This is a genomic window from Pseudomonas sp. RIT-To-2, assembly GCF_029623465.1.
Taxonomy (GTDB): Bacteria; Pseudomonadota; Gammaproteobacteria; order Pseudomonadales; family Pseudomonadaceae; genus Aquipseudomonas; species Aquipseudomonas silvicola.
Window position 1 is genome coordinate 45567 of sequence record NZ_JAPYKM010000017.1, and the last position, 24858, is coordinate 70424.

General features: G+C 63.0%; 26 protein-coding genes. 15 read left to right on the forward strand and 11 right to left on the reverse strand.

The genetic code is table 11. The annotated features are described in order from the left end of the window. Positions 1–74 precede the first annotated feature (74 nt). The 5 genes from QBK88_RS16705 (at position 75) to QBK88_RS16725 (ending at position 4155) form a co-directional block, all read left to right on the forward strand. The gene (locus QBK88_RS16705; RefSeq protein WP_268145367.1) at positions 75–1526 is read left to right on the forward strand and encodes a mannose-1-phosphate guanylyltransferase/mannose-6-phosphate isomerase; all 1452 of its coding nucleotides are present in this window, start codon (positions 75–77) and stop codon (positions 1524–1526) included. 207 nt (positions 1527–1733) lie between these two features. After that, positions 1734–2258 (forward strand): hypothetical protein, encoded by a 525-nt coding sequence (locus QBK88_RS16710; RefSeq protein WP_277962911.1) that lies wholly within the window; start codon positions 1734–1736, stop codon positions 2256–2258. A gap of 135 nt (positions 2259–2393) precedes the next feature. Further along, complete coding sequence (locus QBK88_RS16715) at positions 2394–2858, forward strand: multidrug transporter (RefSeq protein ID WP_277962912.1); 465 nt, start codon at positions 2394–2396, stop codon at positions 2856–2858. Positions 2859–2904: 46 nt separating this feature from the next. After that, on the forward strand, positions 2905–3717 hold the full coding sequence (locus tag QBK88_RS16720) for an SDR family oxidoreductase (RefSeq protein WP_277962913.1): 813 nt from the start codon (positions 2905–2907) through the stop codon (positions 3715–3717). Positions 3718–3813: 96 nt separating this feature from the next. Next, the gene (locus QBK88_RS16725) at positions 3814–4155 is read left to right on the forward strand and encodes a type II toxin-antitoxin system HicB family antitoxin (protein WP_277962914.1); all 342 of its coding nucleotides are present in this window, start codon (positions 3814–3816) and stop codon (positions 4153–4155) included. 93 nt (positions 4156–4248) lie between these two features. Here the strand turns inward: QBK88_RS16725 and QBK88_RS16730 are convergent, their stop codons facing one another. The 4 genes from QBK88_RS16730 to QBK88_RS16745 are packed head-to-tail and all read right to left on the reverse strand — an operon-like array spanning position 4249 to position 9035. Then, complete coding sequence (locus QBK88_RS16730; protein ID WP_277962915.1) at positions 4249–5118, reverse strand: HlyD family secretion protein; 870 nt, start codon at positions 5116–5118, stop codon at positions 4249–4251. 10 nt (positions 5119–5128) lie between these two features. Then, positions 5129–5329: a DUF1656 domain-containing protein gene (locus QBK88_RS16735; RefSeq protein ID WP_268145378.1), complete on the reverse strand. Its 201-nt coding sequence runs from the start codon at positions 5327–5329 to the stop codon at positions 5129–5131. 3 nt (positions 5330–5332) lie between these two features. Further along, on the reverse strand, positions 5333–7513 hold the full coding sequence (locus tag QBK88_RS16740; protein ID WP_277962916.1) for an FUSC family protein: 2181 nt from the start codon (positions 7511–7513) through the stop codon (positions 5333–5335). A gap of 10 nt (positions 7514–7523) precedes the next feature. Then, positions 7524–9035: an efflux transporter outer membrane subunit gene (locus QBK88_RS16745; protein WP_277962917.1), complete on the reverse strand. Its 1512-nt coding sequence runs from the start codon at positions 9033–9035 to the stop codon at positions 7524–7526. A 187-nt stretch (positions 9036–9222) separates the two neighbouring features. Between QBK88_RS16745 and QBK88_RS16750 the strand changes: the two genes are divergently transcribed. Continuing rightward, positions 9223–10170 (forward strand): LysR family transcriptional regulator, encoded by a 948-nt coding sequence (locus QBK88_RS16750; RefSeq protein ID WP_277962918.1) that lies wholly within the window; start codon positions 9223–9225, stop codon positions 10168–10170. Positions 10171–10298: 128 nt separating this feature from the next. Further along, positions 10299–11273, forward strand: a complete 975-nt coding sequence (locus QBK88_RS16755) for a 2-hydroxyacid dehydrogenase (protein WP_277962919.1) — start codon at positions 10299–10301, stop codon at positions 11271–11273. 39 nt (positions 11274–11312) lie between these two features. Here QBK88_RS16755 and QBK88_RS16760 read toward each other — a convergent pair whose 3' ends face one another. The 3 genes from QBK88_RS16760 to QBK88_RS16770 are packed head-to-tail and all read right to left on the reverse strand — an operon-like array spanning position 11313 to position 13491. Next, positions 11313–11642: a DUF3325 domain-containing protein gene (locus QBK88_RS16760; protein ID WP_445764952.1), complete on the reverse strand. Its 330-nt coding sequence runs from the start codon at positions 11640–11642 to the stop codon at positions 11313–11315. After that, entirely contained in the window at positions 11639–13192 is a 1554-nt protein-coding gene (locus QBK88_RS16765) for a PepSY-associated TM helix domain-containing protein (protein WP_277962920.1), read from the reverse strand. The genes QBK88_RS16760 and QBK88_RS16765 overlap by 4 nt, the downstream gene beginning before the upstream one ends. Next, positions 13189–13491 carry a DUF3649 domain-containing protein gene (locus tag QBK88_RS16770; RefSeq protein WP_268145390.1) on the reverse strand — a complete coding sequence of 101 codons (303 nt, stop codon included), beginning with the start codon at positions 13489–13491 and terminating at the stop codon, positions 13189–13191. The genes QBK88_RS16765 and QBK88_RS16770 overlap by 4 nt, the downstream gene beginning before the upstream one ends. Before the next feature lie 175 nt (positions 13492–13666). Between QBK88_RS16770 and QBK88_RS16775 the strand changes: the two genes are divergently transcribed. From QBK88_RS16775 to QBK88_RS16805, 7 genes are all read left to right on the forward strand, one after another. Beyond that, entirely contained in the window at positions 13667–14170 is a 504-nt protein-coding gene (locus QBK88_RS16775) for a sigma-70 family RNA polymerase sigma factor (RefSeq protein ID WP_445764953.1), read from the forward strand. Continuing rightward, entirely contained in the window at positions 14167–15111 is a 945-nt protein-coding gene (locus tag QBK88_RS16780; RefSeq protein WP_277962921.1) for a FecR family protein, read from the forward strand. Before QBK88_RS16775 ends, QBK88_RS16780 begins: the two co-directional genes overlap by 4 nt. Before the next feature lie 98 nt (positions 15112–15209). Further along, positions 15210–17546, forward strand: a complete 2337-nt coding sequence (gene fecA, locus QBK88_RS16785; protein ID WP_277962922.1) for a TonB-dependent Fe(3+) dicitrate receptor FecA — start codon at positions 15210–15212, stop codon at positions 17544–17546. Positions 17547–17740: 194 nt separating this feature from the next. Next, positions 17741–18145, forward strand: coding sequence for an HPF/RaiA family ribosome-associated protein (locus tag QBK88_RS16790; RefSeq protein ID WP_268145394.1), 405 nt, complete (start codon positions 17741–17743; stop codon positions 18143–18145). Between the two features lie 262 nt (positions 18146–18407). Next, positions 18408–18728 carry a DUF3509 domain-containing protein gene (locus QBK88_RS16795; protein ID WP_268145396.1) on the forward strand — a complete coding sequence of 107 codons (321 nt, stop codon included), beginning with the start codon at positions 18408–18410 and terminating at the stop codon, positions 18726–18728. Positions 18729–18816: 88 nt separating this feature from the next. Beyond that, entirely contained in the window at positions 18817–20286 is a 1470-nt protein-coding gene (locus QBK88_RS16800) for a polymorphic toxin type 46 domain-containing protein (RefSeq protein WP_277962923.1), read from the forward strand. Then, positions 20283–20567 (forward strand): immunity protein Tsi6 family protein, encoded by a 285-nt coding sequence (locus tag QBK88_RS16805; RefSeq protein WP_268145400.1) that lies wholly within the window; start codon positions 20283–20285, stop codon positions 20565–20567. Before QBK88_RS16800 ends, QBK88_RS16805 begins: the two co-directional genes overlap by 4 nt. Here the strand turns inward: QBK88_RS16805 and QBK88_RS16810 are convergent. Beyond that, the gene (locus QBK88_RS16810; protein ID WP_268145402.1) at positions 20564–21052 is read right to left on the reverse strand and encodes a phosphate-starvation-inducible protein PsiE; all 489 of its coding nucleotides are present in this window, start codon (positions 21050–21052) and stop codon (positions 20564–20566) included. The two genes, QBK88_RS16805 and QBK88_RS16810, sit on opposite strands and share 4 nt — an antisense overlap. Before the next feature lie 243 nt (positions 21053–21295). Here QBK88_RS16810 and QBK88_RS16815 point away from each other — a divergent pair, with 243 nt between their 5' ends. Beyond that, positions 21296–21559, forward strand: a complete 264-nt coding sequence (locus QBK88_RS16815) for a YebG family protein (RefSeq protein ID WP_158154560.1) — start codon at positions 21296–21298, stop codon at positions 21557–21559. A 101-nt stretch (positions 21560–21660) separates the two neighbouring features. Here the strand turns inward: QBK88_RS16815 and QBK88_RS16820 are convergent, their stop codons facing one another. From QBK88_RS16820 to pdhA, 3 genes are read right to left on the reverse strand one after another with little or no spacing between them, the layout of a single operon-like run. Continuing rightward, positions 21661–22767, reverse strand: coding sequence for a dihydrolipoamide acetyltransferase family protein (locus QBK88_RS16820; protein WP_277962924.1), 1107 nt, complete (start codon positions 22765–22767; stop codon positions 21661–21663). A gap of 10 nt (positions 22768–22777) precedes the next feature. Further along, positions 22778–23764 carry an alpha-ketoacid dehydrogenase subunit beta gene (locus tag QBK88_RS16825; protein WP_277962925.1) on the reverse strand — a complete coding sequence of 329 codons (987 nt, stop codon included), beginning with the start codon at positions 23762–23764 and terminating at the stop codon, positions 22778–22780. Further along, positions 23757–24854, reverse strand: a complete 1098-nt coding sequence (gene pdhA, locus QBK88_RS16830; protein ID WP_277962926.1) for a pyruvate dehydrogenase (acetyl-transferring) E1 component subunit alpha — start codon at positions 24852–24854, stop codon at positions 23757–23759. The genes QBK88_RS16825 and pdhA overlap by 8 nt, the downstream gene beginning before the upstream one ends. Positions 24855–24858: the final 4 nt, after the last annotated feature.

Below are 24858 nucleotides of genomic sequence, written 5' to 3' on the forward strand. Positions count from 1 at the left end.
CTGACAGGGAACAAAAACAAGACAGAAACGGCAACGCAAACGTCTAACAACCATTCGTTTATTGGAGAAACAACATGATTCCGGTGATCTTGTCAGGTGGTAGTGGCTCTCGTCTGTGGCCGCTTTCGCGCAAGCAGTTCCCCAAGCAATTCCTGGCCCTGACCGGCGAGCACACCCTGTTCCAGCAAACCCTGGAGCGCCTGGTGTTCGAAGGCATGGACACCCCTATCGTGGTCTGCAACAAAGACCACCGTTTCATCGTCAATGAACAGCTGAGCAACCTGAAGCTGGAAACCCAGGGCATCCTCATGGAACCCTTCGGCCGCAACACCGCGCCAGCAGTAGCCCTGACCGCCATGAAGCTGGTCAACGAAGGCCGCGACGAACTGATGCTGGTGTTGCCGGCCGACCACGTCATCGACGACCAGAAAGCTCTGCAACGCGCCCTGGCCCTGGCCACAGTGGCTGCCGAACGTGGCGAGATGGTGCTGTTCGGCGTGCCGGCTACCAAGCCGGAAACCGGCTATGGCTACATCAAGTCCAGCAACGATGCCCTGCTGCCTGAAGGCGTCAGCCGCGTGTCGCACTTCGTCGAGAAACCGGACGAAAAACGCGCCACCGAATTCGTCCAGGCCGGGGGCTACTTCTGGAACAGCGGCATGTTCCTGTTCCGCGCCAGCCGCTTCCTGGAAGAGCTGAAAAAGCACGACCCGGACATCTACGACACCTGCATGCTGACCCTTGAGCGCAGCGTGAAAGACGGCGACAACATCGAGATCGACGAAGCCACCTTCGCCTGCTGCCCGGACAACTCCATCGACTACGCGGTGATGGAAAAAACCCAGCGCGCCTGCGTGGTGCCGCTGACTGCCGGCTGGAGCGACGTGGGCTGCTGGTCGTCGCTGTGGGACGTGCACGAGAAAGACAGCAACGGCAACGTCACCAAGGGCGATGTGGTGGTACAGGACAGCCGCAACTGCATGATCCACGGCAACGGCAAACTGGTGTCGGTGATCGGCCTGGAAAACATCGTGGTGGTGGAAACCAAGGACGCCATGATGATTGCCCACAAGGACAAGGTCCAGGGCGTGAAGCAGATGGTCGCCACCCTCAACGAACAGGGCCGCAGCGAAACCCAGAACCACTGCGAAGTGTACCGCCCGTGGGGTTCGTACGACTCGGTCGACATGGGTGGCCGCTTCCAGGTCAAGCACATCTCGGTCAAGCCGGGCGCCTGCCTGAGCCTGCAGATGCACCACCACCGCGCCGAACACTGGATCGTGGTTTCGGGCACCGCCGAAGTCACCTGTGACGAGAACGTGTTCCTGCTCACCGAAAACCAGTCCACCTATATCCCGATCGCCTCGGTGCACCGCCTGCGCAACCCGGGCAAGATCCCGCTGGAAATCATCGAAGTGCAGTCGGGCAGCTACCTGGGTGAAGACGACATCGAGCGCTTCGAGGACATCTACGGTCGTTCCACTCCGATCGAGCGCGGCGTGTCGGTGAAAACCATCGCGCAGTAAGGTTTCACCGTTGGCATGAAAGCCCCTGCCTCATTCGCTGCGTCCCCTATCCGCAGCCAGTGAGGCAGGGGCTTTTTTGCTCAGGGAACCGGTGAAACATGGCTTACAGCTACTCGAAAGTTGAAATGAACACGCACTGTTAGTTTTGACAGTTGACGGCATTGCCCATGAAGAAAACACTTCGAGTTCATCCCGGAGGAAGTTGCCATGATCAAACAATCCGATGCCGTCGTTTTCAAACTCTTTGATCCCATTACCTTGCTCGCGTTGTCTCCTGCCCCCTCGCCCAATAACAGCGGTGTCTTTCGTTGGAAGGACAGCGAAACCGACTACACCTCGGCACGTGCCGTTACGGCTTACAGTGAGGAAGCCACACCGACACAATCGTATTGGCAAATGGCCGGAAGCCTGGGAAACATTTTCGACAACACGTTATTTTCTATAATCTTCCGTATTCAATCGAACACCTACAACCTGGTACTGCATGACACATTACAGTCTGGGAATCCGATACTCGATATGCATTTGCTGCGTTCGCTACCGCCAGGGAGCGATATTCCGCTGGTTCAAATTTACGACGCCAGCGGCGAGGTCACCGTCAACATTGACACCGCAAAGAACAGGTTCGAAGGCCAGTTCATATTCAGGGTGCCGACGGAACGAATCGATTTCACGGGCGCTTTTTCATTGTCGCTGTTTCCCGGCCCCAATGATCGCCTAACTCACTCGTAAACACTGCCCGCAGGTGGTCGGCAGTCCTCCTGGTTCGGTGAGGTCCAATGAGCGTTTGAGCACCGCCGGGTGCGTGGCTCACGTTGCCTATTCGCGATAGGATGACAAGCTTGTCTATCACGTGCGATCAAAGCCATGCTCATCGGCACCCTCCTCATCATCGCCTGGCTGTTCCTGCTGGTGCGCTACCCGAAAAAAGCCCTGCCCATTTCCCTGGTCGCCCTGGCGGGCCTGGCCATGGTCGGCCTCAGCGTGCTGTGGCAAGACAACCGCGAACTGGCGCAGCTGGCGCGCATGGGCTTGCACTTCAAGTACGACACCGAACAATGCCCGGCCGACCGGCCGGTGCGGGTGAGCATGAAAAATGGCAACAGCGTGCCGATGGTAGAGCTGCAATGGCGCCTGGCCGCCTTCGCCCCGGGCGATAGCGTGAACCTGGTGCAGGACGACTACGACGCCCCGCGCTATCGGGGGCCGGGGCAATTGCAGCCGGGTGCCGAGTGGGCCGACTGCCTGCCACTACCGCCGTTGCGGCCGGGGTACCGGGCGCAGACGCTGGAGTTCAGGGCGGAGCGGTTGCAGGGTAGTTTCGCCAACTGAGTGGCGCAACCGGAACGCTATTCCACCTGACTGAAAGGGAACCAACATGCCTGTCACCCTCATCACCGGTTGCTCAAGCGGCATCGGCCTGGCCGTTGCCCGCACGTTCAAGCAGGCAGGCCACAGCGTATGGGCAACCGCCAGGCGGCCCCAGGACGTAGACCGCCTGGCGGCCGAGGGCTTTCAGGCGCGTCAGCTCGACGTCAACGATGAAATCGCCGTGGCCGCGCTGGCGACCGAGTTGCCGAACCTGGACATACTGATCAACAACGCCGGCTACGGCGCCATGGGCCCGCTGCTGGACGGCGGCGTGGCCAGCATTCGCCAGCAGTTTGAAACCAATGTGTTCTCCATCGTCGGCATCACCCGCGCCCTGTTCCCGCACCTGCGCGCCAGCCGCGGCCTGGTGGTGAACATCGGCAGCGTTTCCGGCGTGCTGGTCACCCCGTTCGCCGGTGCCTACTGCGCCTCCAAGGCTGCGGTGCATGGCCTGAGCGAAGCGCTGCGCATGGAACTGGCGCCGTTTGGCGTGCGGGTGATGGAAGTGCAGCCGGGGGCCATCGACACCCAATTTGCCAACAACGCCAGCCGCGAGGCCGAACAGATCATCGCCGAGGGCTCGCCGTGGTGGCCGCTGGCAGCGCAGATCCGCGCGCGAGCCAAGGCCTCGCAGAACCGGCCGACACCGGCGCTGGAGTTTGCCCAGGTGTTGCTGGCGGCGGTGGAAAAGCCGCTGCCGGCGCGGGTGGTGCGCATTGGCAATGGCAGCCGGGCGTTGCCGTGGCTAGCGCGGTGGGTACCCGCGGGGGTTCTGGAGGGGGTGTTGAAGCGCAGGTTCGGGTTGGATCGCGTGCTCTAGACGCTCCAGAGGCCTTGTTGACGCTTGTGGGGGACAGGGGGAAATCTCAAATTTTTCCCACAGCAGCGATCACCTTCCTCCGATAGGAGTCACACCATGAATGTGATGAACTTCATGGGCTATACGGCCCGCATCGAGTACAGCGACGAAGATGGCCTGTTGGTCGGCCACCTGGCAGGAATCAAGGGCGTCGTAGGGTTCCATGGCGAATCCGTCAGCGAGTTACGCGCTGCCTTTGAGGAGGCCGTGATCGACTATCTCGATACCTGCAAAAAACTGGGCCGCGCTCCCCAGAAGGCCTATTCCGGAAAATTGAGCTTGCGCCTGGAGCCTGGTCTCCATGCAAGCGTGGCGGTCGAAGCCGAATTGGCCCACAAGAGCATCAACCAGTGGGTAGCAGATGTGCTGAGGCGCGAAGCGCGCTTCTCGATGAGTTGAAGCATTTTGAGAACGCCTGATCTCGAGGGCGCCACAACATCTTTACCTGGCAGCGGGTAGTCATCCCACAACCTGCTGCCAAGCCGAGAAAACTTACAGAGCGCCAGCCGTCCCCTGCTTGACCACCACCGTGCAAGTTGTCCCCGCCGCCAGCAAAAACCCGTCCGGCACCTCATCAATATGGATACGCACCGGCACCCGCTGCGCCAGTCTCACCCAATTGAACGTCGGGTTCACGTCCGCCACCAGCTCACGGCTTTCAGGGTTGTCTCGGTCGTAGATACCACGAGAAATACTCTCGACGTGCCCCTTCAAGACCTCACCACTCATCATCTGCAGATCAGCCTTGTCGCCCAGGTGCACATTCGGCAGCTTGGTCTCTTCGAAGAACCCATAAACCCAGAACGAGTTCTTGTCCACCACGGCCATCTTTGCCTCACCCGTGCGGGCGTAATCGCCTACGTGAACGTTGAGGTTGGTGACGTAGCCGTCGACCGTGGCCAGTACCTTGGTGCGCGACAGGTTCAACTGCGCAGCATCCAGAGCAGCCAGGGCCTGCTGGTAGTCGGCCTCGGCGCTGCTGGCGATGTTGCCCGCGTCTTCGCGGCTTTCCTTGGACACCACCAGGTTATCCATGTCGGCCCGGCGGCTGGCGTTGACCTTGCGCATCTCCCACGTGGCCTTGCGCGAAGCAACCAGGGCCTGGGCCTGTTTGACGGCGATCTGGTAGTGCTCGGGGTCGATCTGCAACAGCACGTCGCCCTTTTTCACCAACTGGTTGTCACGCACCGGCACAGCTACCACGTAACCGGTCACGTCGGGGGCGACGTTGATGATGTCGGCGCGCACCCGGCCGTCGCGGGTCCAGGGTGTTTCCATGTAGTGCACCCACAGCTCGCGGCCGATGAACACGGCCAGGGCCAGGATCAGCAAGGTGGCGATCAGGCTGAAAAACTTTTTCATCAAGTCAGTCTCAACGGTAAACGGTCAGCGCCATGGCGCCGAACAGGCAAACGAACAGGCTCAGGCGCAGCAGCGCCGGGTGCCAGAAGAAGCGGTACAGGTCCAGGCCACTGATAAAGCGATCCAGGGCCCAGCCCACCCCAAGGGCGACAAGAAACATCAGGGTCATGGTCGGCATGTACACGCCATGAAAGGCTATTTCGCGAGGCATGGGTCAGTCCTTCGGCGGGCGCGGCGGCGCCAGCTCGGCGAGCGGTGATTGCGGGTCCAGCAGGCTGCTGCGGATGAAGTGCAGGTAGCTCTGCACCCGGCGCAGCGCCGAGGTATCGAAGTGGCGGGCGAACGGCTCGTCGGTGTCGCGCACGCAATAAATGGCCTGATCTACCGCCGCCAGGCTGCGCTCGAGGTTGGCGCGGCTGGGCTGGATGAACAGGCGGATCAACGAACGGCCCATCACCCGGATGGCCTGGCGCCACGGCTGCGATTCGGCATAGACCGGGTGCACGGGCAGGATGGCCTGTTCGCGGCGCAACTCGATGATGGCGTGGCCCACCTCAAGCACCACGAACATCCAGCGCAGCAAATTGCGCTGCACTTCGGGCTTGCCCGCCGCCAGGCCATACGCCTGGTTGAGCACGTCGCGGGTGCGGCTTTCGAACGCCGAACCCAGGCCGCGCAGCTTGCCGCTGATGGCGAACACCACCTGCTCACGCAGATTGTGCTCCAGGCGGCTCCACAGCCAACGGCTGTTGGGCGGCAGGATGATGGCGCCCGCCGCAGCGCAGGCGAGCATGCCGATTACCATGCCGATGTAGTCGTTGATAAAGGCGTAGGCGTTGTACACCGTGACGTTGTCAGGCACCGAACCGATGCTGAAGAAAATCAGCAGGCCCAGGCCGTAACCCGCCCACTGGGGCCGCGAGGCCAGGAAAGCACCGAAGACGATCACCGGTGCCAGCACCATGCAAAGCAGCGGGAAGCCGTCGATCCACGGGAACACGAAAAAGGTTTCGGCAAAGCCCACCACCGCGCCCAGCATTGTCCCGCAGGCCATCTGGAACGACATGCGCTTGGGGTTCGGCGCGGCCGCCGACAGGCCCACCGTGGCCGCGGCCACCAGAGTCATGGTGGCGCCACTGGGCCAGGCGGTGGCGACCCAGTAGCTGCCCAGCAGGCCCAACACCGACATGGCCCGCAAGGCAGCGGCCGCTGACACCCACCAACTGGTCTGGGGCATGAACGGCTCGTCCCACTTTTCCCGGGCATGGCTGTGGTCAGCCAACGAGGCGTGGGTCTGGGCATAGCTGAGCAACTCGTCGACGAAGCGGTACAACAGCTCGTACGCGGTGTGAAAGTCCAGCAGGTCGTCTTCACTGGGGTTGCTCTCCACGAAGATCGCCCGCAACCGGCGCACATGGGAGGGCAGCTCTTCCTTGTACAGTGCCATCTGCTCGGCCAACTGGTGGGCGTCGGCATCGGTAAGGGCTCGGCCGGCATAGCGGTCCAGCAACGTGGCCAGGGCTTGCAGGCCGGGCTCGATGGCAGTGACCACCTCGGCGTGGCCGCGGGCACGGATGCGTTCGAGCAACTGGTGCAGGGCATTGAAGCGCGTGGTGATGGCCATGAACTCGCTGTTCAGGCGGCTGACCCGTCCGCTGCGCCGACGCATGTGCGGGTCTTCGAAGGCCACCACGCCGCGCAGGCTTTCCAGGCCCACGGCCTCGGAAATGAAGCGCACGTTGGTGCTTTCAAAGGCGTCACGCTGGCTATCGCCCCGCAGGCCATGGGCGACAAAGCCGGCAAACACGCCGAAGCGCTGGTACAGCGCATTGCGCATGGAGGTACTGGCCGACTGCGGTAGGATCGCGGCGCTCACCGCCGTGGAGACGATCAGGCCCAGGGAAATTTCCAGCACCCGCCACATGGCGGCCATGAACGCCCCTTCCGGGTGCGCCAGGGCCGGCAGGCCGATGAAGGCCGCGGTGTAGCCGGCCAGCACGAAACCGTAGCCCTTGAAGTTGCGATGGCGTACCGCACCGGCCGAGCAGATGCCGAACCAGATCATCAGGCTGGGCAGGAACAGCACGGTGTTCTGGGCGAACAGAGCAATCAGCGCCACGGTCACCACCGACCCGGCGATGGTGCCCAGGAACCGGTAGAAACTTTTGGCGAACACGTGGCCGCTTTGCAGTTGCATGACGATGAACACGGTGATCATCGCGGTGCGCGGCTGCGGCAATTCCAGGCGCATGGCCAGCCACAGGGTCACGAACGCGGCCAACAGGGTCTTGAAGATGTAGACCCAGGTGACGCCGTCGCTGCGCGCCCATTCGAAGAAGCCACGGCGCCACTGCAGTTCACCGAGGCGGCGCAGCGGTGCGGACAGAGAAGTCATGATCGTTCCGTCAGTGGTTGAGGATGGCCAGGGCCGCCGGGGTTTTCGGCGCCACGGTCTGCTGCTCGGTCGGCACGTCGTTGCCGGCCCCAAGGCCGCCGCCCAGGGCGGTCACCAGTTCAGCTTGAGCAGCCAGGCGCGCAGCCTGCACCTGCTGCTGGATTTCCTGCTGGTGGAACAGCTGAGTCTGGGCGTTGAGTACATTGAGGAAGTCGGTCAGGCCACGCTGGAATGCCACTTGGGCAATGTCATAGGTTTTCTGCGCCGAGGCCACGGACTGGGCAGCGAACACCTGTTGCTTGTCCATGGACTCGCGACGGATCAACTGATCGGAAATGCTTTTCAGCGCCTCGACCAGGGTCTGATTGTAATGCGCCACGGCGATGTCGTAGCCGGCCGAAGCTTCACCCAATTGGCTGCGCAGGCGGCCACCGTCGAAAATCGGCAGGCTGACGGCCGGGCCCACGGTGTAGCTGAGCTTGGAGGCGTTGAGGAAGCCGAGCATGGTCCCCCCGGTAGCCATGTAGCCAAGGCTGGCGGTGAGGTCGACATTGGGGTAGAAGCCGGCATGCGCCACGTCGATGCCACGGGCCTGGGCAGCTACCTGCCAACGGCTGGCGACCACGTCCGGGCGCTGCCCCAGCAGTTCGGCTGGCAGGGCCGACGGCAGCTTCAACGCCGCCCCCAGGGCCAGCGTCGGCCGTTGCAGGTGCGCGCCCTCACCGGGGCCTTTGCCGGCCAGGGCGGCCAGCTGGTTGCGGCTCAGGGCTATCTCTTCATCCAGCGAGTCGATCTGCCGGTGGGTTTCGGGCAGCGGCGTCTGCGCCTGGCTGACCTCGAACTGGGTACCGATGCCATGGGCCAGGCGTTTCTCGGCCAGTTGCAGGATCTGCTCCTGTTGGGCAAGGGTGGCCTCGGCGATGTCGCGCTGGGCGAAATGCAGGGATAACTGGATGTACACCTTGACGATGTTGTTGGTCAGTTCCAGTTGGGCCTGCCGCGCCTGGGCCACACTCATGTGGGCCATGTCCACGGCCTGTTCGGTGGCGTTGCTTTCGCGGCCCCACAGGTCCAGGGAATAGCTCAGGCCCAGCCCGGCGGTGTTGTCCCAGTCGGTCACGCCGCTCAGTTCGCCCGGCCCATAGAAATTGTCGGTCGGCCATTTATGCCGGGTCATGGAGCCCTTGCCGTTGATTTGCACCGCTTCGGCCGATTCCGCCACGCCAGCGGCGGCCTTGGCCTGGCGCACGCGGGCGGCAGCCATGGCCAGGGTTGGGCTGCCTTGCAGCGCCAGGTCCACCCACTGGTTCAATTGCGCGTCGCCATAGGCGCGCCACCATTGGCTGGCAGGCCAGTGGGCGTCCTTGGCGGCGGCCTGGATGGCTTCGTCGGTGGCCAGGGTGTTGGCAGACAGGGTCTTGCCCTGTGGGGCAATGCCTCCGGTGCCGATGCAGCCGCTGATGGTCAAAGTTAAGGCCAAAACGCTGAAAGCATTCAGCTTTGCAAATAGGCGACGCGGCACAGCTGCTAATTCCTGACTGAAAGAGAGGGGATTACCTTGAGGCGCCGATTCTAGGGGGTGAAACGGGTGCCGATAAGCGGGTATTCGTGCGATTCTTTGTTACGTAAAAAGCGATAATCGGTGTAAAGCTGCGAGACGACAATTGTTACTTCATGCGACAATTTGCCGTCTATTTAGAGAGTGACCCATGGACACCCTGCAAAACATGCGTGCTTTCAGTTGCGTGGCCGAAGCGGGCAGTTTCACTGCCGCCGCCGTGCAGCTCGATACCACCACCGCGAACGTCTCGCGGGCGGTTTCCAACCTTGAAGCGCACCTGCAAACCCGCCTGCTCAACCGCACCACCCGGCGCATTGCCCTGACCGAAGCGGGCAAGCGCTACCTGATGCGCTGCGAGCAGATCCTGGCCTACGTCGAAGAAGCCGAGGCCGAGGCCAGCGACGCTCACGCCCGCCCGGCCGGGCAGTTGAAAGTGCACACCATGACCGGTATCGGCATGCACTTCGTCATCGACGCCATCGCCCGCTACCGCAAGACGCACCCGGACGTGACCTTCGACCTTACACTGGCAAACCGCGTGCCCGACCTGCTGGATGAAGGCTATGACGTGTCCATCGTGCTGGCCAGCGAGCTGCCGGACTCGGGTTTCGTGTCCCAGCGGCTGGGCATCACCTACAGCATCGTCTGCGCCTCACCCGAGTACGTGAAGGCCCACGGCGCCGCGCGCAAGCCCAGCGACCTGATGGCCCATGCCTGCCTGCGCTTGATCAGCCCGGTTGTGCAGCTGGAAAAATGGCTGTTCGACGGGCCCGAAGGCCAGGAGATGGTCAACATCAGCAATGCACCCTTCCAGGTCAATTCCGCCGACGCGATGAAAAGCGCGATCATCAGCGGCATGGGCGTGGGCGTATTGCCGATCTACGCGGCCATCGATGGCCTGCGTAACGGCACCCTGGTGCGCATGTTGCCCGACTACCGGTTGCAGGAACTGAACCTGTACGCCATCTACCCGTCGCGCCAGTACCTGGATGCCAAGATCAAGACGTGGGTGGAATACCTGCGTGGGTCGTTGCCGGACATTCTGGCGGCCCATGAGGCTGACCTGAAGACCCATGAGCTGAACATGGCCCTGTGAGGCAACCATAAGCGTCAGGTTTCGAGCTTCACGCTGATTGCATTGCAGGTGGGGTCTTGCGACTCGCCACTTGAAGCTTGTAGCTTGCAGCCTGTCGCTTAAAAGCTGCCCTCAGGAGAACAAGTCCAATGAAAAAGACCGTACTGGCCTTCAGCCGCATCACCCCCCCCATGATCGAGCGCCTGGAACGGGACTTCGAAGTGATCGTGCCCGATCCGAAAAAGGGCGACATCGCTGTCCAGTTCGACGAAGCCCTTCCCCGGGCCCATGGCCTGATCGGCGCCGGTCGTCCGCTGGGCGCCAAGCAATTGGCCAGCGCGGCCAACCTGGAAGTGGTGTCCAGTGTCTCGGTGGGTTACGACAACTATGACGTGGCCTACTTCACCGAGCGCGGCATCATGCTCACCAATACCCCCGATGTACTCACCGAGAGCACTGCCGACCTGGGATTCTCGTTGATCATGAGCAGCGCCCGTCGGGTGGCCGAACTGGATGCCTGGACCAAGGCCGGGGAATGGAAAGCCAGCATCGGCCCGAACCATTTCGGCACCGACGTGCATGGTAAAACCCTGGGTATCGTCGGCATGGGCAATATTGGCGCGGCTATCGCCCGCCGTGGTCGCCTGGGCTTCAACATGCCGATCCTGTACAGCGGCAACAGCCGCAAGCCGGCCCTGGAACAGGAGCTGGGCGCGCAGTTCCGCAGCCTGGACGAATTGCTGGCCGAGGCTGACTTCGTCTGCCTGGTGGTGCCATTGAGCGAGAAGACCAAGCACCTGATCAGCCGCCGCGAGCTGACGCTGATGAAGCCGTCGGCCATCCTGGTGAACATCGCCCGCGGGCCGATCGTGGACGAACCGGCGCTGATCGACGCGCTCCAGAACGGCACCATCCGCGGTGCCGGCCTGGACGTCTACGAGAAGGAACCCCTGGCCGAATCGCCGCTGTTCCAGCTGAAAAACGCGGTGACCCTGCCGCATATCGGCTCAGCCACCTCTGAAACCCGCGAAGCCATGGCCAACCGCGCCATCAGCAACCTGACTGCGGCCTTGAAAGGCCAGCGCCCTCAGGACCTGGTGAACCCGCAGTCGTTCAAAGGCTGACTGGCTGACTGGCTGGGCGCCGCCCTGGTGCCCAGCCTTCTACAGGACGAGCCCGAGCGCCGGGCCAAGCACGCCGGCGGCGCCTGCCAGGCCAACCGCCCACCGCGGGCGATACGGCATCAGGAACACCAGCAACATCGCACTGCCCATCAACGCCGCGAACCAGTGCACGAGCCCCATGCTCCAGCCCCCGTCGACCACCACCGCCAGCCACAGGCCCGCCGCCAGCAACAGGCTACCGGCCAGGCGCAACCCCAGGCTGACTCGCGCCTGTGGCGGCCGGCCGACCAGGTCGCGGTAATGCCGCTCCATGCCCAGGCACAAACCGGCGAAGCCGGCATAGCACAACAACCCAACGACCAGCATCATGTGGGTTCGCCCTCCGCGCTCATGGCTACTTTACGGGCCTTGACCACAGGCACGTTGCGCCACAGCTTGCGCACCGCCCAGGCCAGCAGCAGGCCCCAGGCTAGCGCGGTGAGGTCGACCCCCGCCATGGCCCAGTCACCCTGGGCCAGGGAGCGGTTCAGACCCTGGCCTGTGGTCACCGCGTTGAGCAGTGGCAGCCCGGCATACAACAGCGCCGCCAGCCCCAGTTGTTCGAGCCAGGCCTGGCGCGCGGGGCGCAGGGCCGCATGCAGCGCCGACAACGCCCACACCCAGAAAAACACCCGTACCTCCAGGCCGCTGCGCCCGGCCAGCTCAAACGGCAGCAAGCGGTTGGCGTAGAAGAAACCGATGACCGCCAGCATCAGGCCGCCCATGCTCATCACATTGAGCACTGCCACCAGGCGCAAGTGGAACGGCTGGCGGGCGCTCTTGGCATGTTTGAGCTGGCGCTTGCCCAGCCACATCACCAGGCCGGTACCGATCATGGCGGTACCACTGATACCCGCCAGGAAATACAGCCAGCGCAGCCCCGGCCCGGCGAAGTGGCCCATGTGCATACCGTACAAACCACCGGCGATCATCATGGGTACCGAGCTGACCTGACGATCGAAACGCAATGCCCCCGAAACGCCGTCGTACACGCGCCCATAGCCGATCTGGTGAACGATGCGGTCGCCACCGTGACGGCCGAACACGACCGAGGCATTGGCGTCGCCGGGGTGGTCCACTTCGATCAGCCCCAGACGGCTACCGGGAGCCTGTTGCTGGAAGTCCCGGTACAGCTCCGACAGGGATACCAGCGGTGCCGGCTGGTTGGCGGCGGCCGGCACGCCCCTGCTCGGCATCAGGTCATCGTAGATGGCGCTGGTCTGCTTGCCGTACTGGGCCAGAATGTTGCCCGGCAGCAGCATGGTCATGAAAATCACCAGGCTGCTGTAGGTGATCATCAAATGGAACGGCAAGACCAGTACCCCCACGGCGTTATGGCCGTCGAGCCACGAACGCTGGCCCTTGCGCGGGCGGAAGGTGAAAAACTCCTTGAAGATCTTCTTGTGGGTGATGATGCCGCTGATGAGGGTCACCAGCATCACCAGCGCGCACAGGCTGGCCAGCCAGCGGCCCCACGGGTAGGGAAGCTGCAGCTGATAGTGGAACTGGTAAAAGAACTCGCCGCCCATGGACTCTCGCGCCGCTGCAAGCTGACCACTCCCGGCGTCCAGGATCTGGTTGGCAAAGCGCCCGGAAGGCCCGGGGTACATCACCTGGATATACGGCTGGCGCTCATCCGGCAGGTTGATGTACCACGTCTTCATGCCTGCGGCGTGCTGTTCCAGGTAACGCTGGGCCTTGTCCAGGGCAGCCGCGTCGTCGAGCGGGTGGCTGGCGATCTCCGGGTGGGTCCAGTGGTTGACCTCGTCCTTGAAGTAACTGAGCGTGCCCGTGAGAAAAATGGCGAACAGCAACCAGCCAAACACCAGCCCGGCCCAGGTGTGCAACCAGGCCATGGCCTGGCGAAAACCCTCTTTCATGGGTGCCCCCACAGCAGCACGCCGTTGACCGCCGCCAGCACCAGGCTCGGCACCAGCAGCCCCAACCAGGCGCGCCACGCCGAATGGCAGGCAAAGCACCACAGCACCGCGACCACATACACCAGGAACGACAGCATCATGCCGCTGATCATGGCCTCCCCGCGTGCCAGGGGCACCAGCGCAGCCAGGCTGATCCCCGTCAGCGAGGCAAGCACATAGCCCCCCAGGGCGGCTGCGACGATACGCGAGCAGACCCCGAGGCGGTAGACGACCGGCAGACCGACGGTGGCGCTTTTCATGAAGATGGCAGGCTCGACAGTGAGGAAGACAGGATCCGACTTTTAATGATAAATATTCTCATGCGCAAAGCAAGCACTGATCGTGTCGGCAATGATTGCCCATTATGTGTCATCAACCATACAATGCGAACAATTCTTATTCTGTAGCGCACCCTGTAGCGCCGGAGAGCCCACGGTGTCGCGCGCCAATCCCCCTTCACTGCCCCTGATCGAGGGCCTGTACCTGAGCCACCAGGGCTGGCTGACCCAGTGGTTGCGCCGTCGCCTGGGCTGCCCGGACAGCGCCGCCGACCTGGCCCAGGACACCTTCCTGCGCCTGCTCGCCGCGCGTGAAACACCGGCCATCAAGGAACCGCGGGCGTTTCTGACCACCGTTGCCAAGCGCGTGCTGTTCAACCATTACCGCCGCCAGGACGTTGAACGGGCGTACCTGCAAGCAATCGCACAATTGCCCGAGGCCGTGGCGCCGTGCGAAGAACACAAGGCAATCATCCTTGAGACCCTGTTGGAACTGGACCGCCTGCTCGATGGCCTGCCCTCCCCCGTGCGCCGCGCATTCCTGTTGGCACAGGTCGACGGCCTAAGCTACGCCGAGATCGGCGAACAGCTAGGCCTCTCGATCGCCACGGTCAAACGCCACTTGAACAGAGCAGCCATGCGCTGCTACTTCGCCCTGTGAGCCAGTTCAATCCTCAAGTCGCCGAACAGGCGGTGCAATGGCTGCTGGCGATGCACGAGGCGCCTCTGGCAGCCGAGGGCCAGCAGCGCTTCGAACGGTGGCTGGCGAGCGATGGCGAGCATCGACGGGCATGGGAACATATCCAGGGCGTCAACCGCCGCCTGCGCGGAGTCGACGCACCCTTGGCCCATGCGGCCCTGAACGCGCCGCACCTGGCAGGCCGGCGGCAGGCGTTGAAATACCTGTTGGTGGTGGCCATGGGCGGCACGGTCGCGCTGGCACTCGACCGCCAGGACATGCTGCCACCGTTGGTGGCCGACCTGCGCAGCCCGGTGGGCGAGCGGCGGCACCTGTCCCTGAGCGACGGCAGCCAGTTGCAACTCAACACAGCCAGCGCCGTGAACCTGAGTTTCGACGAGCGGCAACGCCGGGTGCGCCTGCTCGAAGGCGAGCTGCAACTCGATAGCCCTCCAGGCCACCGCCCCCTGCTGGTGCAAACAGCGCAGGGCCTGATCACCGCACACGGCGGGCGGGTGAACGTGCGCCAGCTCAAGCACCGTACCCGGGTAGCAGTACTCAGCGGTAACGCGCAAGTTGCCCCCAGCCGGTCGGTGGGTTACCCACTGAGCCTTGAGCAAGGCCAGCAGGTGGAATTCGACGACCACCATTGGCGCCCCCCCGTGGCCATGGATGCCAACAGCAGTGCCTGGGCCGACGGCATGCTGGTGGCATCGCACATGCGCCTGGCCGATTTCCTCGGCGAGTTGTCCCGGTACCGACGGGGCGAGCTGAGCTGCGCAGACGAGGTCGCCGACCTGCTGATTTCCGGCAGCTACCCACTGGCCGACAGCGAACGGATCCTCGACTTGCTGGAAGTGGCCCTGCCAGTGCGGGTAAGGCGCTTCACACGCTTCTGGGTGACAGTGCAGGCACGGGCCTGATGGCGATTTGCGCCCCGTTGAAAAATACATGAGCCGTTTTCCGATCTCGCGTGACAGAGAGGGTAAATCCCCCTTGCCGACTCTCTGAAGGATCCCGCATGCCCTCGCACCTCACGCCCATGGCTCGTACCTTGCGCCAATTGCTGCTGGGCGCCAGCCTGACCCTGGCCACCTTGCCCGAGGCGATGGCCGCGCAAGCCGCGCGCACCTACCACATCGCTCCAGAGTCGCTGGAAAGCGCCCTGAACCAGTTTGGCCGTGAAGCCGGAATCCTCGTTTCGTTCGGCTCACAGGTGACCCAGGGCCTGACCAGCCGCGGCCTTGAAGGCAGCTACAGCGTTGAACAAGGCCTGGCGGCACTGCTGCAAGGCACTGGCCTGCGCGCCAAGGCGCAAGGCAACAATGCCTACAGCCTGGAGGCCGCCACGCCGGTAGGCACCGTGGAGCTTGGCACCTCGGCCGTGGTCGGCGACTGGTTGGGCACCGCTGACGCCAGCAATGTTTTCGAACACCCGGGCGGCCGGGACGTGGTACGCCGCGAGGAATTCGAGCGTGCCGGCGCCACCAGCGCCCGTGAGGTGCTCAACCGCATTCCCGGCGTGAACGCCCCCGACAACAACGGCACCGGCAGCCATGACATGGCCATGAACTTCGGTATCCGTGGCCTCAACCCGCGGCTGGCCACCCGCTCCACAGTGCTGATGGACGGCATTCCCGTGCCCTTCGCCCCCTATGGCCAGCCGCAACTGTCATTCGCCCCGATCAGCATGGGCAACATGGACGCAGTGGACGTGGTGCGTGGCGGCGGTGCCGTGCGCTACGGCCCGCAGAACGTGGGCGGCATCGTCAACTTCGTGACCCGCGCCATTCCCCAGGAAGCCAGCGTCAAGGGCGGCTTCCAGACCGAGACCAGCCCGCGCTCCAGCCATGACGGCTTCAAGACCAGCGCCAACCTGCTGGCCGGTGGCACCAGTGACAACGGCCTGGGCGGCGCCCTGCTCTACTCCGGTACCCGTGGCGGTGACTGGCGCGAGCACAGCGACACCCGGATCGACGACCTGATCCTCAAGGGCAACTACCAGATCGACGAGGCCAACAGCCTGAACGCCGAAGCCCAGTACTACGACGGCGAAGCGGACATGCCCGGCGGCCTGAGCAGTGCCGCCTACGACGCCAACCCCTACCAGTCCACACGCCCCAGCGACAAATTCTGGGGCCGGCGTAGCATGTTCAACGTTGGCTACCGTTACCAGCAGGATGCCCGCGAGTTCACCGCCAATACCTTCTTCACCAAGACCCTGCGCAGTGGTTACCTGGACCAGGGCAGCTTCCTGTCACTGTCGCCACGCGAGTATTGGGTTCGCGGGCTGGAAACGCACCTTTCCCAAGGCTTCGCGCTGGGCGACAGCTGGCACGAGGTGGGCCTGGGGTACCGGTACATCAACGAGGCCAGCCACGAACTGCGCTACCGCGTGCCCGTCAGCGCCGGCCAATTGCCCACCACCGACAGCACCAATGACCGCGACACCCGGGGCGGCACCACGGCCAATGCGTTCTCGCTGGACGACCGTATCGACATAGGCAAGTGGACCTTCACCCCGGGCATCCGCTACGAAATGATTGATTCGCAGCAGAACAACAACCTCAGCCACGTCAAATACCAGGGCGACTACAACACGGCACTGCCGGCGTTGAACGTGCTGTACCACGCCACCGAGAACTGGAACCTGTACGCCAACACCGAAGGCTCGTTTGGCGCCGTGCAGTACAGCCAGATGCCCAACCGCGTGGCCGGTGGCGAAGTGAAACCGGAAAAGGCCCGCACCTGGGAAGTGGGTACACGCTATGACAACGGCAACCTGCGCGCGGAGCTGGGTCTGTTCCTGATCAATTTCAACAACCAGTACGACAGCAACCAGACCAACGACACCGTGATCGCCCGTGGCAAGACCCGCCACCAGGGCGTCGAGACCAGCGTGCACTATGCCCTGGACGGCTTGACTCCCGCCCTGGCCGGTTTTGACGTGTACGCCACCTACGCCTATGTGGACGCGACCATCCGCGAAGACGGCCCCAACAAGGGCAACCAGGTGCCGTTCTCGTCCAGGCACAAGGGCACGCTGGGTATGGGTTATACCGAGGGACCCTGGAAGCTGAACCTGGACAGCAGCTACCAGAGCAGCCAGTTCGCCGACAACGAAAACACCCGTGCCGAAAGCGCCGACGGCAGCACCGGACGCATCCCGGGATACGTGCTGTTCAATTCTCGCGCCGCGTATGATTTCGGCCCACAGCTGTCGAACCTGAACGTGGCGGTAGGGGTGAAAAATATCTTCAACCACGAGTATTTCACCCGCTCCTACGATGACAACAACAAGGGCAAATACGTGGGCGAGCCGCGCACGGTTTACCTGCAGACATCTGTCGCATTCTGACGCCCAACGCCCGGTCCTGCAGGCCCAGATGCGCGATGTAAACGGCCTTGCAGGCAGCGCGGGAACTAGTTGCGAAATATTTATCTTCGCCGAGGGGTTGAATTGTTCGCCCAACTGCCCGACCTTGTAATCAAGAGGCGCTGATTTCCACCCTCGGCGCATCTCTTGCGAGCTAGCTGAATAAGGGATGAACTATGCAAATCCAAGTCAATAGCGACAACCATATTCAAAGCAGCATCCGACTGGAGGAGTGGGTACGCAGTACCGTAGAAAGCACGCTCGACCGCTATGAAGAAGACCTCACCCGCATCGAGGTTCACCTGGCCGATGAAAACGGCGACAAGCCCGGCCCCCATGACAAACGCTGCCAGATGGAAGCGCGGCCAAAAGGCCACCAACCGATTTCCGTGACCCACAAGGCCGCCACGCTGGATCAGGCAGTGGATGGCGCCGCCACCAAGTTGCACAACGCCCTTGAGCACTTGTTCGGCAAGCTGCGCAGCAAGCGCGCAGTCAATAGCCAGAATGGTGCGACGGGCGAGGCCGATGCCCTGTTACAGGAAGAATTCCTGGAAAACGAGCAGGTCTTGAACAGCTGAACATACGCTGTAACAAAAGAAGGCGAGCCACGGGCTCGCCTTTTTCATGCCCAAACCTCCCGTAGCCGCGGACCTGGCCGCGTCCCAGACACCGCGCGCCCTCCCAGCTCGCCCCCACCCCCGTCCGCAAACACGCCCGCACACGCCAAGCCTCGCAGACTACGGCATGGCGCTTGCACTGATCCATGTGGCCCGGGTTGTCGAACTAACACGTTCCAACCCAGTCAATTGATGCAGGTCTTATATTTTCAGGTGACGCACCATGGAAAACCCCTTTCAAGTGATCAGTGATGCCTTCCAGCCCGAGTACCGGGTCAACCTCAGCATCGAGCGTCTGGACGGCAGCATCATGCTGACCCTGTCCAATGAAACCGGGGTCGTGGCCAAACGCATGATCAGCGCAGCCCAGCGCAATGACCCCAAGCGGGTCAAGCGCCTGATCGACAGCATCAAGTTCGGCATCGCCATCGAGCAGGGCCACAGTGCCATGGAGATTCTCGCTGCCATGACCGACGGCGATCTGCCTACCCCGCCTACAAAGGGTTGGCTCACCGACAAACCGGGGCTGCAAGTGGGTATCTGAACCCGTTTTTTTGTTGGCAGGCGTTGCAACGTACAACAGTTCATGATGAGGTTCGGCCTGCGAACTCATCATGGACAGCACGACGGCAATGGATTTACCCACCCACATCCCCGGCTGGGCGGAGATCGAGCGCAACCTGAACCACAAGTTCAGCGATTTCCACCACACCCTCGACCACGGCCTGAGCAGCGCCCGCAGCGGGCTGCAGGCTAGCTGGAACGGCGTCAGCCAGCGCCTGGAACAGGGCGCTGGCCATATCTACGCCGAACTGGGCGGCCAGCGCATCGACGCAGTGCGCCAGGCATTGCAGCAATCCTACCCCTTGATTCGCCACGACCTCAGCCAGCGCTGGGCCAGCATTCATATCGAGGACATCCTCGATGTGCTGCTCGACCTGGTGAAAAATGTTGCCCTTATTCTGGGTGGCAGCGTGACCTTGGGCAGCATCGCCGGCGGGGTGGCCGGCGGTGTCCTGGGTGCCGGCGTCGGCGCGGCACCGGGCGCGGTGGCCGGGGCGGGGATTGGCCTGGAAATCGGCAATCTGATTCTGGTGGGACTCGGGTTGTCGGCCATTGCCGAATACTTCTACAAAGGCCTGCCCGCCTGCCTGGAAACGCTGCAGAACGGTATCGTCACTGCATGGCGGGTGGACAACAAGGCCAGCGGTAGCCGGCTGGAACCCGGCGGTGGCCACGCCAGCACGCGCCAGGCGCGCATCGATCAGGCTGCCCGTGAGTTGGCCCGCGGCCAGGAGCAGTTGGTGATGCTGCTGCTGACCGCGATCGTCACCTACCTGACCCGCGGGCAGGTCAAAGGCGCCCTGACCAGCAGCGCCGAAGGCATCGCTGCCCGTTCGGCGCTGCTGCAACAGCAGATCAGCGAGCGCCGCCTGGCCGATTGGCTGGCACGCAATGAACAGCAACTGCTGGCAGAGCGTTCGCTGCAACCGCGCACCAGTGCCCCGGTGAAGCAGGCCGAAGAGCCGGTCCGCCTGCAACCCAAACCCGAGCCGGCCAAGGCCGTGGAACCGACGCGACCGCCGGCCGAGCCGGCGAAACCGACGTTGTCACGCCGTGAATACCTGAACCAGCGCTACAAGCGCACCGGGGATGTAAACCGCGACATCAACATTCGCGCCAACCGCGAGGTGGCGGCCAACTTCTTCAAGGAGCAGGGCTATGACGCGAAGGATGCCGCCGCGTACATGAACGGCCTGGACTTCAACTACCCCGTGCAGGTGCAGACGATCAACAGCAGCAAGAACCTGTGGCAATATCAGTCACCGGGCGCCCCGCAAGGCAACTGGTACACCCTGAGCCCCACGGTGCAACCCACGCAACTGGGCATCAACCCCATGGGTACCAACCGCGCCCTGAACATCATCGAGCCCAAGGTGCTCAACAGCTACCAGACCGCCGACAAGATACAGGTGCTGCGCAGTACCTCGGCCAGAGTGATCGACACCTGGTCCGTGAAGGGGCAGCCCTTCCCAGCCGAGGGTGGCGCCCAGCAACTGTTCTCCAATCAGAAAACCCTGTTCAACCCAGGAGCCCCATGACCGCACTAGACTTCATCGACAAAGCCATCGCCATCGCCCAGGACCGGTACCGCCGAATCCCGGCTTTCGAGGTATACACATCGGTCCTCAACCAACTCTATTTCATCAAGGCCATCCTGGAAAAGCGTGAAACGGACAAGGCACGTTTGCATGACCTGACCCTGGGCGCCATTGCCGTCAAGGAGTTCGAGGAGACCGACCCCGAACTGTGCGAAGCGCTCAAGGATGCGTTCTATATCGCCGATCAGATAGCGCGGGGCCTCAAGGTCCAGTTGCCTTAGGTCTCACCCTTCTCTTCGGTCAGGGCGCCCTTCACCGTGGCGTCCGGGTCCGGAACCTTGGCCGAGGGGAAGCGTGAAGAGGCAAAGCGCACCACCAGAATGGCGAACGCCAGCAGCAGGATCGCGCCGGACAGGTACACCACGCCCAGGTCGGCGGGCCCGTGGTGGGACACGTCGGAGATCAGCAAGCGCGTCAGGGCGGTAATCGCCACGTAGATCAGGAAGCGCACGGGCATGTGGTTGGTCTTGAAATAGATGCCCACCATGGCACCCAGCTCCAGGTAGATGAACAGCAGCAGGATGTCATCGACCGTGATGTTGCCCTTCTCCATCATGCCCAGAAACGCCATCACCGCCGCCCACGCCGTGATGGCACCAATGGCGAACAACGCCAGGTAGTGAAAGCTCTCGACCAGCAGGTTGCCCAGCGACCCGGCCAGGTGGTGGACATTCTTGCGCATGGCATCAGCCCAATTGTTTTTCACGGTGCAGGTTCCTTGACTCGTGGGTAACGGATGCTTTCATCTACAGGCCAGAGCATGCAGGTAAAAGGCCAGGTCATTGTGCATCAGCCACCTGACCTTGCAGTGACGGCAATTTGTCTCACCCTGTCACAAGGCTTGGGTAAATTGCCACTATCCAGCGGCAACGAAATCCCTTATCCTTTCACTGTATAAACACACAGTAGTCGTAACCGACAACTATCGTAAAGGCATGTGAGGTGGTGAATGGCCGTCGAAGTGGTATACCGCAGCAGCCGAGATCTGGAGCGTTTGTTCATGGATAAAGCCGAAGCTGACCGTCATGACAAAATGCTCGAGCTGGCTGAACTGCTCGCAGAAGTCCTGAAAAAGGCCGTCCCTTCCCTGAGTGAGCAGCAGGTTGAAGACGCGGGCATCTACATGGCCAAGAACCGTGATGTGTTCGCCAAGGCCTTCAAGAGCCAGCCAGATGCATTGAACGAGCTGATCAGCGGCGAAGGCGCCGAATAACGGCCAGAGCCTGTAACAGCAGCCCTGGCCGCGTCGGCGGTGCATGCGGTGTGCCTGATGCCGTGCGGCGTTTGTGACGCGGCCAGGTCCGCCGCTACACATCACTCGGGCGCTTGCAATGCCTCCACCAGCGCCCGCATGAACCGTGCCGCTTCCCCGCCTGTCACCGCCCGGTGGTCGAAGGTCAGCGACAGCGGCAGTATCGGGTGCACCACGACCTTCCCTTCCACCGCCACCGGTTCTTCACGGATGCCCCCTGCGCCAATGATCGCCACCTGTGGCGGTACCACCACAGGGTTGGCATAGCGCCCGAACAAGGTGCCGAAGTTGGACAAGGTAATCGTGGCCCCCATCATTTCCCGTGGCGGTATGGAGCGCGCCTTGACATCGGCGCGCAGCCGGCTCATGCCCTCCCTGAGGTCGTCGGCGCTGCGGTTGCCGACGTCGCGCAATACCGGGACGAACAAGCCATCCGGGGTATCGACGGCGATGCCCAGGTCCAGGGTTTCATGGGTGCGGATCGACAGGCTGCGGCCATCGAACCAACTGTTCAGCACCGGCTCAACCTTGCACGCCGCCGCCATGGCTTTGCCTAACCGGATCAAAGGGTCGCGGGCTTGGCCCCAGCGGTGCAGGTCGGCGTCGCCGAAAATGGTTACCGGTACCACTTCGGCATGGGACTTGGCCATGTTCAACGCCATGCTGCGGCGCACGCCGCGCAGCTTCTCGCCGCCGAAACGGTCCTGGGCGCCCTGGGCGGCGGCCTCGACGTCAGCGCGGGTGATCAGGCCGTCGCTGCCTGAACCGGACAACGCCGTCAGGTCCACACCCACCTGCCGAGCCAATTGGCGTACCGCCGGGGTGGCGCGGGTGGCCAAGTGTTCGCGGGTAGAAGGGGCCGCACCGACGAAGAATTGGTCGGCGCTGGCAGTGCCCCCACCTTCCAGGCGGCCTACCACGGTGCCCGCGTCGGCCTCGCCTTCATACCCCAGCAAAGGTTCGCCCACGTGCAGCAGGTCGCCTTCGCCGCCGAAGGTCTTGGCGACCACGCCGTCGTAAGGCGCCGGAATGTCCACCAGGGCCTTGGCGGTTTCCACCGACACCAGCAGTTGGTCGGCCTTGACCGTGTCGCCGGCCTTGACGTGCCATTGCACGATTTCAGCTTCTTGCAAACCTTCGCCCAGGTCGGGCAGTTTGAAATATTTCATCGCAGCCTCCTCAGGCGAATGTCAGCACGGTGTCGCAGGCGTGGAGAATGTCGGTCACAGCCGGAATATAGAGCTGTTCAAGCTTGTACAGCGGTGGCGGGATGTCCGGGGCGGTGACGCGCTGAATGGGCGCCTGCAAATCCAGCAGTGCCCGCTCATACAAGCTTGCGGCGATTTCGGCGCCGACGCCGCAGGAGCGCGGCGCTTCATGGACGATGACGCAGCGGCCGGTCTTGCGCACCGACGCTTCCAGGGTGTCCAGGTCCAGCGGTTTTACGCAGGCGACATCGATGACTTCCGCCGACACTCCGCGCTCGGCGAGGGCATCGGCCGCTTGCAGGGTTTCATGGACACTGGCCCCCCAACTGATCAGGGTCAGGTCACTGCCTTCACGCAGAGTGAAGCAGGTGTCCAGGGGCAGGCGCTTGCCATCATCCACCAGCGGCTGCGGGTTCATTCGGTACAGGCGCGTCGGCTCCAGGAACAGCACCGGGTCCGGGTCGTCGATGGCCGCCAGCAACAACCCATAGGCGCGCGCCGGGGAAGAAGGAATGACGACCCGCAGGCCAGGAATGTGAGCGAACAACGCCTCGGTACTTTCGCTGTGGTGCTCGGGGGCACGGATGCCGGCGCCCATGGGCGTGCGCAGGACCATGGGGCAACTGAGCCGGCCACGAGTTCGGTTGCGCAGGCGGCTGGCGTGGGACACCAGATGTTCCATGGTGGCGTAGATAAAGCCCATGAACTGGATTTCGACGACAGGCTTGAGGCCCTGGGCAGCCATCCCGACCACCAGCCCACCCAGCATGGTTTCGGCCAGTGGCGAGTCGATCACGCGCTTGAAACCGAAGCTGTCGCGCAAGCCCTGAGTGGCGCGAAATACACCACCATTGACGCCCACGTCCTCGCCCAGCACCACCACGTTGTCGTCTTCGGCCATGGCCCGGTGCATAGCCAGGTTCACCGCTTCCAGCAGGCTGACTTTTTCATTATTCATGGGCCTGCCCTCCCTCGCGGCGTGCCACCCGTTCGAGAAAGTCTTCACGCTGATCGGCCAGCACCGCAGGCCATTTGGCGTAGACATGGTCCATCACCGACTCCGGCGCCTGGGTGCCAGCGGCCTCGAAGTTGTCCACCGATTGCTGCACCAGCGCCTGGCATTCGCCGATCAGTGCCTGTTCGCGGCCCTCGTCCCATACGCCTTGCCCGGCCATGAACGACTGCAGGCGCTTGATCGGCTCCTCCTGCCAGGCCTGCTTGACCTCTTCGGCACTGCGGTAGCGCGTGGCATCGTCGGCGGTGGTGTGGTCGCCCAGGCGGTAGCTCAGGCATTCCAGCAGCACGGGCCCCTTGCCCTGGCGGGCACGTTCGATGGCCACGCCCATGCGGTCGTAGACGGCGAGGATATCGTTGCCGTCCACTTGTTCACCGTGGAAGCCGGCACCGATGGCCTTCTGCGCCAAGGTCGGCGCGCCGCACTGGATACGCCGCGGCACCGAGATGGCCCATTGGTTGTTGTTGATCACGAAGACCACCGGCAACTGCCAGGCACCGGCGACATTCAAGGCTTCGAGGAAATCACCCTTGCTGGTGGCGCCATCACCGCAGGTGGTCACCGCTACCCGGTGTTCGCCGCGAATCTTGAAGGCGCTGGCTACACCGCAGGCATGCAGGGCCTGGGTGGCGATGGGCACGCACAAGGGAAAGTCCTGGGCCACGGCAGGCTCGGCGTAATCGCTGCCACGCTCGTCGCCGCCCCAGTACAGCAGAATTTCTTCCATGCGCACCCCACGCATCAGTTGCACAGCGGTGTCACGGTAATAGGGGATCAGCACGTCCTGTGGCTGCATCAGGCTGCCAATGGCCACGCCGATGGCCTCCTGGCCCAGCGTAGGCGCGTAGGTACCGATGCGGCCGGTGCGTTGCAAGGCCACGGCCTTCTGGTCGAACAGCCGGGTCAGCACCATTTGGCGGTACAGGCGGGTCAGCAGGTTGAAGTCGTCGGCCCAGTCGGGCAACGGGCCGAGGAGGCGGCCATCGGGTGACAAATAACGCGTGTAGGCAAGCTCGATCTTGTTTGAGGTCATTGCA

Bases quoted from the DNA above. Each gene is read 5' to 3' on its own strand.
- QBK88_RS16725 (WP_277962914.1), top strand. From the start codon at position 3,814: ATGAATGTGATGAACTTCATGGGCTATACGGCCCGCATCGAGTACAGC.
- QBK88_RS16820 (WP_277962924.1), bottom strand. From the start codon at position 22,767: ATGAAATATTTCAAACTGCCCGACCTGGGCGAAGGTTTGCAAGAAGCT.
- QBK88_RS16705 (WP_268145367.1), top strand. From the start codon at position 75: ATGATTCCGGTGATCTTGTCAGGTGGTAGTGGCTCTCGTCTGTGGCCG.
- QBK88_RS16740 (WP_277962916.1), bottom strand. From the start codon at position 7,513: ATGACTTCTCTGTCCGCACCGCTGCGCCGCCTCGGTGAACTGCAGTGG.
- QBK88_RS16800 (WP_277962923.1), top strand. From the start codon at position 18,817: ATGGATTTACCCACCCACATCCCCGGCTGGGCGGAGATCGAGCGCAAC.
- QBK88_RS16805 (WP_268145400.1), top strand. From the start codon at position 20,283: ATGACCGCACTAGACTTCATCGACAAAGCCATCGCCATCGCCCAGGAC.
- QBK88_RS16730 (WP_277962915.1), bottom strand. From the start codon at position 5,118: ATGAAAAAGTTTTTCAGCCTGATCGCCACCTTGCTGATCCTGGCCCTG.
- QBK88_RS16790 (WP_268145394.1), top strand. From the start codon at position 17,741: ATGCAAATCCAAGTCAATAGCGACAACCATATTCAAAGCAGCATCCGA.
- QBK88_RS16765 (WP_277962920.1), bottom strand. From the start codon at position 13,192: ATGAAAGAGGGTTTTCGCCAGGCCATGGCCTGGTTGCACACCTGGGCC.
- QBK88_RS16710 (WP_277962911.1), top strand. From the start codon at position 1,734: ATGATCAAACAATCCGATGCCGTCGTTTTCAAACTCTTTGATCCCATT.
- pdhA (WP_277962926.1), bottom strand. From the start codon at position 24,854: ATGACCTCAAACAAGATCGAGCTTGCCTACACGCGTTATTTGTCACCC.
- fecA (WP_277962922.1), top strand. From the start codon at position 15,210: ATGCCCTCGCACCTCACGCCCATGGCTCGTACCTTGCGCCAATTGCTG.
- QBK88_RS16720 (WP_277962913.1), top strand. From the start codon at position 2,905: ATGCCTGTCACCCTCATCACCGGTTGCTCAAGCGGCATCGGCCTGGCC.
- QBK88_RS16815 (WP_158154560.1), top strand. From the start codon at position 21,296: ATGGCCGTCGAAGTGGTATACCGCAGCAGCCGAGATCTGGAGCGTTTG.
- QBK88_RS16750 (WP_277962918.1), top strand. From the start codon at position 9,223: ATGGACACCCTGCAAAACATGCGTGCTTTCAGTTGCGTGGCCGAAGCG.
- QBK88_RS16795 (WP_268145396.1), top strand. From the start codon at position 18,408: ATGGAAAACCCCTTTCAAGTGATCAGTGATGCCTTCCAGCCCGAGTAC.
- QBK88_RS16755 (WP_277962919.1), top strand. From the start codon at position 10,299: ATGAAAAAGACCGTACTGGCCTTCAGCCGCATCACCCCCCCCATGATC.
- QBK88_RS16825 (WP_277962925.1), bottom strand. From the start codon at position 23,764: ATGAATAATGAAAAAGTCAGCCTGCTGGAAGCGGTGAACCTGGCTATG.
- QBK88_RS16715 (WP_277962912.1), top strand. From the start codon at position 2,394: ATGCTCATCGGCACCCTCCTCATCATCGCCTGGCTGTTCCTGCTGGTG.
- QBK88_RS16770 (WP_268145390.1), bottom strand. From the start codon at position 13,491: ATGAAAAGCGCCACCGTCGGTCTGCCGGTCGTCTACCGCCTCGGGGTC.
- QBK88_RS16735 (WP_268145378.1), bottom strand. From the start codon at position 5,329: ATGCCTCGCGAAATAGCCTTTCATGGCGTGTACATGCCGACCATGACC.
- QBK88_RS16760 (WP_445764952.1), bottom strand. From the start codon at position 11,642: ATGATGCTGGTCGTTGGGTTGTTGTGCTATGCCGGCTTCGCCGGTTTG.